This window comes from Amnibacterium endophyticum, from assembly GCF_042680685.1.
In the GTDB taxonomy this organism is placed as follows: domain Bacteria; phylum Actinomycetota; class Actinomycetes; order Actinomycetales; family Microbacteriaceae; genus Amnibacterium; species Amnibacterium endophyticum.
In genome coordinates, this window is record NZ_JBHUEA010000042.1 from 1 (window position 1) to 9,435 (window position 9,435).

At 75.8% G+C, this 9,435-nt stretch carries 9 protein-coding genes; 8 read left to right on the plus strand and 1 reads right to left on the minus strand.

Features of this window, described 5'->3' with window-relative positions; genetic code table 11:
• The 8 genes from ACFSBI_RS15970 to ACFSBI_RS16005 form a co-directional block, all read left to right on the plus strand.
• A partial coding sequence (locus ACFSBI_RS15970) for an ROK family protein (RefSeq protein ID WP_377936686.1) occupies positions 1-302 on the plus strand: 302 nt, incomplete at its 5' end.
• Between the two features lie 100 nt (positions 303-402).
• On the plus strand, positions 403-1,716 hold the full coding sequence (locus tag ACFSBI_RS15975) for a D-tagatose-bisphosphate aldolase, class II, non-catalytic subunit (protein ID WP_377936688.1): 1,314 nt from the start codon (positions 403-405) through the stop codon (positions 1,714-1,716).
• On the plus strand, positions 1,713-2,870 hold the full coding sequence (locus ACFSBI_RS15980; protein WP_377936690.1) for an SIS domain-containing protein: 1,158 nt from the start codon (positions 1,713-1,715) through the stop codon (positions 2,868-2,870). Before ACFSBI_RS15975 ends, ACFSBI_RS15980 begins: the two co-directional genes overlap by 4 nt.
• A 3-nt stretch (positions 2,871-2,873) precedes the next feature.
• Entirely contained in the window at positions 2,874-3,806 is a 933-nt protein-coding gene (locus ACFSBI_RS15985; protein WP_377936692.1) for an N-acetylglucosamine kinase, read from the plus strand.
• 54 nt (positions 3,807-3,860) lie between these two features.
• Positions 3,861-4,829, plus strand: coding sequence for an EamA family transporter (locus ACFSBI_RS15990; RefSeq protein ID WP_377936694.1), 969 nt, complete (start codon positions 3,861-3,863; stop codon positions 4,827-4,829).
• Positions 4,830-4,932: 103 nt separating this feature from the next.
• The gene (locus ACFSBI_RS15995; RefSeq protein WP_377936696.1) at positions 4,933-5,859 is read left to right on the plus strand and encodes an ROK family protein; all 927 of its coding nucleotides are present in this window, start codon (positions 4,933-4,935) and stop codon (positions 5,857-5,859) included.
• Entirely contained in the window at positions 5,856-8,333 is a 2,478-nt protein-coding gene (locus tag ACFSBI_RS16000; RefSeq protein WP_377936698.1) for an alpha-mannosidase, read from the plus strand. Before ACFSBI_RS15995 ends, ACFSBI_RS16000 begins: the two co-directional genes overlap by 4 nt.
• Positions 8,330-9,133, plus strand: a complete 804-nt coding sequence (locus ACFSBI_RS16005) for a dienelactone hydrolase family protein (protein ID WP_377936700.1) — start codon at positions 8,330-8,332, stop codon at positions 9,131-9,133. The genes ACFSBI_RS16000 and ACFSBI_RS16005 overlap by 4 nt, the downstream gene beginning before the upstream one ends.
• On the opposite strand, the gene ACFSBI_RS16010 is transcribed toward ACFSBI_RS16005, so the two are convergent.
• Positions 9,126-9,435, minus strand: a 310-nt coding sequence (locus tag ACFSBI_RS16010; RefSeq protein ID WP_377936702.1) for a hypothetical protein, incomplete at its 5' end; no start/stop codon positions are given. The genes ACFSBI_RS16005 and ACFSBI_RS16010 overlap by 8 nt on opposite strands.

Genomic DNA, 9,435 nt, shown 5'->3' on the forward strand with positions numbered 1-9,435 from the left:
CGCACGCCCTGGCGGTCGCCGACGCCGTGCGGGCGGGCGACCGGGACGCGACGGCGCGCTGGCACGAGACCGCGGACGCGCTCGCGGAGGTGCTGGCGTGGGGCGTCGCGCTCACCGCCCCCGGCGTCGTCGTCGTCGGAGGCGGCCTCGCCCAGGCCGGGGACCTGCTGCTCGACCCCGTGCGCGCGGCGCTCGCGGCGCGGCTGCCGGGCTTCCCCGGGGTGCCCGTCGTGGCGGCCGTGCACGGGACCGCCGCCGCGGCGACCCGGGCGCCGGACCTCGCGCGCGCTTCGCTGGGCTGAGCGGAACGCGCAGTCCGGCTCAGCGTTTGCCGCAGGCGGTGGCGGGAGGGGGCGGTCGGCCGGACGATGGAGCGTCCCGACCACGAGGAGCACCACGCACGTGACCGACCGCGCAAGCACCGACCACCTCGGCGCCGTGATCGCCGCGCACAAGGCGGGGGAGGCGGTTGGCATCACGTCGGTCTGCTCCGCCCACCCGCTGGTGCTCGCGGCCGCGATGAGGGAGGCCGCCGCGTCGGGCTCGGTGCTGCTGGTGGAGGCGACGAGCAACCAGGTCGACCAGTTCGGCGGCTACACCGGCATGCGGCCGGCCGACTTCCGCGACCTCGTCCACCGCATCGCCGACGACGAGGGCTTCCCGCGTGACGCGATCGTCCTCGGCGGCGACCACCTCGGGCCCAACACCTGGCAGGGCGAGCCCGAGGGGCCGGCGATGGAGAAGGCGGAGGACCTCGTCCGCGCCTACGCCGCGGCGGGGTACCGGAAGATCCACCTCGACTGCAGCATGCCGCTGGCGGGCGACGCGACCCCGCTGCCGGACGGGGTCGTCGCGGGGCGGGCGGCCCGGCTGCTCGCCGCGGCGGAGGACTCGGCCGCGGAGCCCGGCTCGATCCGGTACGTGATCGGCACCGAGGTGCCCGTGCCGGGCGGTGCCCACGAGACGATCGACGCCCTGGCGCCGACGCCGCCCGACGCGGCGCGGGCGACCCTCGTCGCGCACCGCGAGGCGTTCGAGCGCGCCGGCCTCGACGACGTCTGGCCGCGGATCATGGCGCTCGTGGTGCAGCCGGGCGTCGAGTTCGACCACCTCCGCGTCGTCGACTACGACCGGTCCCGGACCGGCGAGCTGCAGCACGTGCTCGACGACGAGCCGGACATGGTCTTCGAGGCGCACTCCACCGACTACCAGCTGACCGAGGCGCTGACCGCGCTCGTGGAGGACCACTGGGCGGTGCTCAAGGTCGGACCCGGCCTCACCTTCGCGCTGCGGGAGGGGCTGTTCGCCCTCGCCGCGATCGAGGACCAGCTGGTGACCGGCTCCGAGCGATCGGACCTGCTCGAGGTGATCGAGCGGGTGATGCTCGACGACCCGTCGCGCTGGGAGCGCTACTACGAGGGCACGCCCGACGAGCAGCGGATCGCGCGCCGGTTCAGCTACAGCGACCGCATGCGCTACTCCCTGCCGGAGCCGCGCATCGAGGCGGCGGTCGACCGGCTGCTCGCGAACCTCGCGCGCGCCGGCGTCCCCGAGCCGCTCATCAGCCAGTACCTGCCGGCGCAGTACGCGCGGGTCCGCCGCGGCCTGCTGACCGCCGATCCCCGCGCGCTGCTGCTCGACCGCGTGCGCGACGCGCTCCGCCCCTACTCCGCGGCGACGCGGCCCGACACCGACTCGACTGGAGACCCCCGATGACCCTTCGACAGGCTCAGGACACCGCCGACACCTTCCCCGCCCGACCCGTCGGCGCCGGCACCGCGACCGAGCGGGAGATCAGCCAGCAGCCGGACGTCTGGCGCGAGACCGGCCGCATCGTCGCGCAGCGACGGGCGGAGCTCGACGCCTTCCTCGGCCCGCTGCTGTCGCTGCCGGACCTGCGGATCGTCCTGACCGGTGCCGGGACGTCCGCGTTCGTCGGCGAGGTCGCGGCGCCCGGGCTCTCGCGCCGGCTGCACCGCCGCATCGAGGCGGTCGCGACGACCGACCTCGTCTCGGACCCGCTCGGCCGGCTCGCCGAGGACGTGCCGACCCTGCTCGTCTCCTTCGCCCGCAGCGGCAACAGCCCGGAGAGCATCGCGGCGACCGAGCTCGCCGACCAGGTGCTGGACCGGGTCCACCACCTCGTGATCACCTGCGACCCGGCCGGCGGCCTCGCGCAGCAGCACGGCGACCGGGAGCGGTCGTTCGTGCTGCTCACGCCGGCGCGGGCCAACGACGAGGGCTTCGCGATGACCTCCAGCTTCACCTCGATGCTGCTGTCGGCGCTGCTCGTCTTCCTCGGCGACGACGCGGCGGTCGTGGACGCGCTCGCCGCCGCGGGCGAGCAGGTGCTCGCCTCCCGCGACCGCGTGCAGGCGCTCGTCGAGCGCGAGCCGGAGCGGATCGTCTACCTCGGCAGCGGGCCGCTCACCGGGCTCGCGCGGGAGTCGGCGCTGAAGATGCTCGAGATCACGGCCGGCCGCGTCGACACCTACTTCGACTCCGCCATGGGCTTCCGGCACGGGCCGAAGGCGGTGCTCGACGACTCGACGCTCGCCGTCGTCTACACCTCGAACGACGCCTACACGAGCGCGTACGACGCGGACATCGCGCGCGAGCTGCGCGCCGGCGTCGGCGACGAGGCCGTCGTGGTGCTGCACGCCGGGCCCGCGGGCACCGGCGCGGACTGGGGCATCGAGGGCGTGGAGGGCGTGGACGACGCGTTCCTCGCGCTGCCGTACGTCGTCTTCGCGCAGCTGCTCGGGCTGCACACCTCGGTCCGCGACGGGGTCACCCCGGACAACCCGTTCCCGGGCGGGTCCGTGAACCGGGTCGTGCAGGGCGTGACGATCCACCCGCTCGAGGGCTGAGCCGTGGCCCGCTACCTCGGCGTGGACGGCGGCGGCACGAAGACCGCCTTCGTGCTGCTGGACGAGCACGGCACCGTCGTCGCCGAGACGGTCGGGCCCTCCTGCTACTACTTCACGACCGGCATCGACCTGGTCGAGCGCGTGCTGCGCGACGGCGTGGAGCGGATCACCGGCGACGGCGGGATCGACACCGCCGCCATCGACCGCGCCTTCTTCGCGCTGCCGGCCTACGGCGAGGCGAGCGCGGACGTGCCGGAGCTGGACGCGATCCCGGCGCGGGTGCTCGGTCACGACCGGTACTCGTGCGGGAACGACATGATCGCGGGCTGGGCGGGCTCGCTCGGCGGCGAGGACGGCGTGAACGTCGTCGCGGGCACCGGCTCCATCGCCTACGGCGAGTGGCGGGGCGACGGCGCCCGCGCGGGCGGCTGGGGCGAGGTGTTCGGCGATGAGGGCAGCGGGTACTGGACCGCGATCCGCGGCCTGAACGTCTTCTCGCGGATGGCGGACGGCCGCCTCCCCGCCGGGCCGCTGCACGACGCGATGCGCGCCGCGGTCGGCGTCGACTCGGACCTCGACGTCGTCGGCGTCGTGATCGACGGCTGGGCCGGCGACCGCGGGCGCGTCGCGGCCCTGAGCCGGGTCGTGACCGCCGCTGCGGCCGACGGCGATGCGGCGGCGCGGGACGTGGTGACCGAGGCGGGGCAGGAGCTCGCGGCGCTCGCCGTCGCGGTGCGCGACCGCATCGGGGCCGCCGGGGACCGGGTGCCGCTGTCGTACTCCGGCGGGATGTTCTCCGACCCCGGCGTGCTCGCCGCCTTCCGGGGTGCGCTCGGCGAGGGCTGGGACCTGCGCGAGCCGGTCGCCGGCCCGGGCGTCGGGGCGGCGCTGTACGCGATGAAGCAGGCGGGCGCGGCGCTGCCGGCGCACCGCTGAGCACGGACCTCCCCGTCCGGGGAGGACCCCGACGACGGACTCGAGGAGGACCGCATGGTCACCACGGAGCGGACGGGATCGACGACGGGCCGGCGGAAGCGGCTCCCGAGCTGGGCGGTGTACGCGGCGCTGCTCGTGCTCTTCTGGGGCGTCTGGGGCGCCTTCTCGTCGGCGCCGACCACGCTGTACGACTACCCGAGCTTCATGGTCTACGCCGTCTGGTCGGTGACCATGATCGTGCCGGCCGCGTTCATCCTGACCCGGCAGGGCTTCGAGTGGACGCGGCGCGGAGCGCACTGGGGCATCGCCGCAGGGCTCACCGGCGCGGCCGGCCAGCTGGTCCTGTTCTACGACCTCACCATCGGACCGGCCTACCTGGTCTTCCCGATCGTGTCCGTGTCGCCCGCGATCACGGTGCTGATGGCCCTCGCGTTCCTGCACGAGCGGCTGCGGCCGCTCGGCGTCGTCGGTCTCGTCGCTGCGATGCTCGCGATCGTCTTCTTCAACCTGAGCAGCACCGGCGGCCGGGCGGAGGGACCGTGGCTGCTGCTCGCCGTGCTCGTGATGGTCGCGTGGGGTGCGCAGGCCTACTTCCTGCGGAAGGCCGCGACCGTCGGCGTGAACGACGCGACGACCTTCACCTGGATGACGGTGAGCGGTCTCGCGCTCGCCCCGCTCGCGATCGTGCTCGCCGGCGGGCTGCACCTCGACGCCCCGTGGCAGGCGCCTGCCCTCACCTTCGGCACGCAGCTGCTGAACGCGGTCGGCGCCCTGTTCCTCGTCATGGCGCTGAGCCGCGGCAAGGCCTCCGTGGTCGCGCCGGTCGCCAACGCGCTGGCGCCGGCGCTCACGGTGATCGTGTCGCTGATCGCGCTCGCGACGCTGCCGACCGTCTTCGCGACGATCGCGATCCTGCTCGCGCTCGGCGGCTCGGCGCTCATGGTCTACGCCGACGAGTCCCGCGGCGAGGACGTGGCGTCCGGGGCCGAGCAGCAGCCGAAGCACGAGCCCGCCCGCCGCTGAGCACTCGCGGATCCGCAGAGCTCCCGCGGATCCGCGGGCGGACGTGGTGCTCGTCGCCGGCCGACTGAGCCTCCGCCCAGACGCGGCAGGACAGGCTGAGGCGATGCAGGCCCTCGCGCTCGACATCGGCGCGACCAAGCTGGGCGTCGCGCTCGTCGGCGCGGACGGCGAGCCGACCGGCTGGCGGACGACGCCGACGCGGCGCGACGAGGGCCCGGACGCCGTGCTCGAGCGCCTCTTCGCCCTCGCCGACGGCCTGCTCGCCGATCGCGGCCCAGCGGATGCCGCGGGGATCTCGTGCGGCGGTCCGCTGGACCCGCGGCGGGGGCTGCTGCTCGGTCCGCTGCACCTGCCCGGCTGGGACCGCGTCCCGATCGTGCGCCTCGTCGAGGAGCGGTTCGGCCTCCGCGCGCACCTGCTGAACGACGCCTCCGCCGGCGCCTGGGGCGAGTTCCGGCACGGCGCCGCGCGGGACGCGGCGAGCAGCCTCTACCTGACGGTGTCGAGCGGGATGGGCGGCGGTGCGGTCGTCGACGGGCGCCTGCTCGTCGGGGCCTCCGGCAACGGCGGCGAGCCCGGCCACGTGCTCGTGCGCGCGGGCGGGCGGCGCTGCCTCTGCGGGCGCCGCGGCTGCGCGGAGGCGTACGTCGCCGGCACGCAGATGGCCGCCCGGGTGCGGGAGGAGCGCGCGCTGCGTCCCACCGCGCTGCCCGAGGACGCGACGGCGGAGCAGGTGTTCGCGCTCTCCGGCTCCGACGAGCTGGCCCACGAGATCTGGACCGACGGGGTCGAGGCGCTCGCCTCCGCCGTCGTCACGCTGGTGAACGTGCTCGAGCCCGAGGTCGTCGTGATCGGCGGCGGGCTCACGAACGCCGGCGAGGCCCTGCTCGGGCCGGTCCGCACCGCGGTCGCCGAGCAGGCGATGGCGCCGATCGCCGCCGTGGCGCGGGTGGTGCCGGCCGCCCTCGGCGCGCCCGTCTGCGCCGTCGGGATCGGCGCCTGGGCGCTCGAGCAGGAGGCCGACGCGTGACCGACCGCCCCGCGGCAGCGCCGCACCGCACGATCCACATGTTCGGCAACTCGCATCTCGACCTCGTCTGGCTGTGGCCCTGGCAGGAGGCGTACCGGGAGGCGCGGGCGACCTTCGCCTCGGCGCTCGACCGGATGGACGAGCACCCCGACTTCGTCTTCACCTGCGACCAGGTCGTCCTGCTCGCCTGGGTGGAGGAGCAGGACCCGGCGCTCTTCGCCCGCATCGTCGAGCGCGCCGCCGAGGGCCGATGGGTCAACGCGGGTGGCTGGTGGGTCGAGCCGGACTGCAACCTGCCGACCGGGGAGTCCCTCGTGCGGCAGGGGCTCGTCGGCCAGCGCTGGCTGCGCTCCCGCTTCGGGAAGCATGCCGACGTCGGCATGAACGTCGACCCGTTCGGGCACGCGGGGACGATCCCGCAGATCCTCGCGGGCCAGCGGCTCGACTCCTACTGCTTCCTGCGCCCGATGGCGCACGAGATGGACCTGCCCGCGAACCTGTTCCGCTGGGTCGCGCCGGACGGGACGGGCGTCACCGCCTACCGGATCCCGTACGAGTACCAGACGGCCTGGACGAGCGTCGACCGGCACGTCGAGAAGGCGATCGCCGAGCTGCCGCCGGGGGACGAGGACCTGATGGTCTTCTTCGGCGTCGGGGACCACGGCGGCGGGCCGACGAAGGCGGAGATCGAGACGGTGCACCGCTTCGACGCGCTCGGCAGCTTCGGCGCGCTCGAGCTGTCGACCCCGCGCCGCTACTTCGACGCCGTCCGCGACCGCGCGCTGCCGGAGGTGACCGGCGACCTGCAGCACCACTCGCCCGGGTGCTACTCCGCGCACTCCGGGATCAAGATCTGGATGCGACGGGCGCAGTCCGCCCTGCTGGTGGCGGAGCGGTGGGCCGCGGTGCTCGAGACGGAGACCGGCGTCGACGCACCGCGGGCGGCGCTGGCCGAGGCCTGGCGCGCCGTGCTCGAGAACCAGTTCCACGACGTGCTGCCCGGCACCGCGATCGAGGCCGGCTTCGACGACGCCCGCGACCAGCTGGGCGGCGCGACGGCGGCCGCGAAGCGGATCACCGCCCGCGCCCACGCCGTGCTCGCGGGCCGCATCGACCTGCCGCTCGACCCCGCGACCCAGCCCGTCGTCGTGTTCAACCCGCACCCGTGGCCCGTGCGGGCCGACGTGGAGCTGCACCTCGGGGTCGGCGGCGAGGTCGACCCCGACCGCGTCACCACCGAGGCGGGGGAGCGGGTGCCGAGCCAGCCGATCGCCTCGCGGTCCCAGGTGGGCCGGTCCGTCGGCGCCGCGGTCGCCTTCGCCGCGGACCTCCCGCCCCTCGGGCACGCGGTCTACCGCCTGCACCGGTCCCGCAGCCGATCCGGCGGCGGCGCGGGGACGGTCGTGCGCGGCCCGCTGCACCTCGAGAACGACCGCCTCCGCGTGGAGCTCGACCCCGCCACCGGCGACCTCGCGGTGCTCCTGCACAAGGCCTCCGGGATCGACCTCCTCGCGGGCGCCGCCGGACCGCACGTGCAGATCTCGGCGGACGGGTCGGACACCTGGGGGCACCGGGTCGTCAGCTACGCGGGCCCCGGCGAGCCGATGCGGCTCGAGCGCATCGTGCCGCGGGAGGACGGGGCGCTGCGCGGCGTGCTGCGCGTCGAGCGCTCCTGGGGCGCCTCCCGGCTGGTCGAGGAGGTCGTGCTCGGCCGCGACGCCGACCACGTCGAGGTGCGGGTCGTGCTCGACTGGCGCGAGCGCGCGCACCTGATGAAGCTGCGCTGGCCGGTCGCGCTCGAGGACCCGGCGGCGATCACCCAGATCCCGTTCGGCGTGCAGGCGCGGCCCGTCGACGGCGGCGAGCAGCCCGGGCAGTCCTTCGTCGACCTGACCGGCTCGATCGGCGGGCGGCGCGCGGGCCTCGCGGTTCTGAACGACGCGAAGCACGGCTACGACTTCTCGCCCGCGGGCGGCGGCCGCTCGCCGTCGATCGGCATCACCGCGGTCCGCAGCCCCGTCCACGCCTGGCACGACCCCACGCCGCTCGACCCGGATCGGGTGTACTCGTACCAGGACCAGGGCGAGCAGCGCTGGACGCTGCGGCTCGTGCCGCACGACGGAGACCCGGACGTGCCGGACCTGCACCGCCGGGCCGCGGAGCTCGACGTGCGGCCGCGGGCGATGCTCGAGGGCTTCCACGGCGGGGACGTCCCGGCCGTCCGCAGCTTCGCCGACCAGGGCGACGGGCCCGTCCTGGTGACCGCGGTGAAGCCCGCCGAGGACGGCGACGGCGTCGTCGTCCGCGCCCTCGAGACCTCGGGCCGCGGCGCGTCCGCCCGCATCCGCGTCGGCTCCCGCGAGATCGTCGCCGCCCTGCCCGCCGCCGCGCTCCGCACGTGGCACCTGCCGTCCGACGCCGCCGAGCCGATCCGGCCGGTGGACCTGCTGGAGCTGCCCGAGGAGGCACCGTGACCGACACCGCTCCGACCGCGACCCTGGCCGGCTGGCACCGCGGCGGGTTCGCCGCCGCCGGGCTCGCCCACCCCGTCTTCGAGAAGGGGTCCGGGCCGGGCGTCGTGCTGATCCCGGAGGTCCCGGGCGTCACGCCGGAGGTGCTGGGCCTCGCGGAGCACCTCGTCGAGGAAGGCTTCACCGTCGTCGTGCCGTCGCCCTTCGGGGACCCCGGCAGGCCCTCCTCCGCCGGCTACGCCATCGGCTCCGTCGCCCGGCTCTGCGTCTCGCGGGAGTTCCGGGCCTTCGCGACGGACGCGCCCCGGCCCTTCACGGCCTGGCTGCGCGCGCTCGCCGCGGACCTCGCCGCCCGCACCTCCGGTCGCGGCGTCGGCGTCATCGGCATGTGCTTCACCGGCGGCTTCGCGCTGGCGGCGGCGGTCGACCCGGCGGTGAGCGCGTCGGTGATGAGCCAGCCCGGCGTGCCGTTCCCGGTGTCCCGGTCCCGGCGGGTGAACGGCGGCCTGCCGGCGCTCGAGCTGGAGGAGGTCGGGCGGCGGGCCGACCGAGGGGAGGTCTGCGCCCTCGGACTCCGCTTCAGCGAGGACGGGGTGGTCCCGCGCGAGCGGTTCGCGACCGTCGCAGCCCGGCTCGGCGACGCCTTCGAGGTGATCGAGCTCGACTCGTCGGCCGGCAACGCGGGCGGGTTCTCCTCGTCGGCGCACTCGGTGCTGACCTCCGAGGTGCGGGAGCGGCCGGGGCACCCGGCGCTCGAGGCGCGCGAACGCGTCGTGGCCTTCCTGCGCGAGCGCCTCAGCTGAAGTCGACGCCCGCGTCCTGCAGCAGGGTGACGACGACGGGGATCCAGCGGACCAGCCCGAGCACGGAGAGGATCAGCCCGGCGACGGACTGGCCGAAGCCCGTGCGGCGCGAGCCCTCGCGCGCGAGGCGGCGGCTGCGCACGAGCCCGCCGAGGGAGACGACGAGGCCGGCGAGCGGCAGCAGGGCGAAGCCGCCGACGATGAGCCCGATGACGCCGAGGGCGATCGCGCCGCCGGCGAAGGGGTTGCCCGCCGCGGCGACGGTCGCGGCGCCGGCCGTGGTGCCGCCGGCCGCGCGAGCG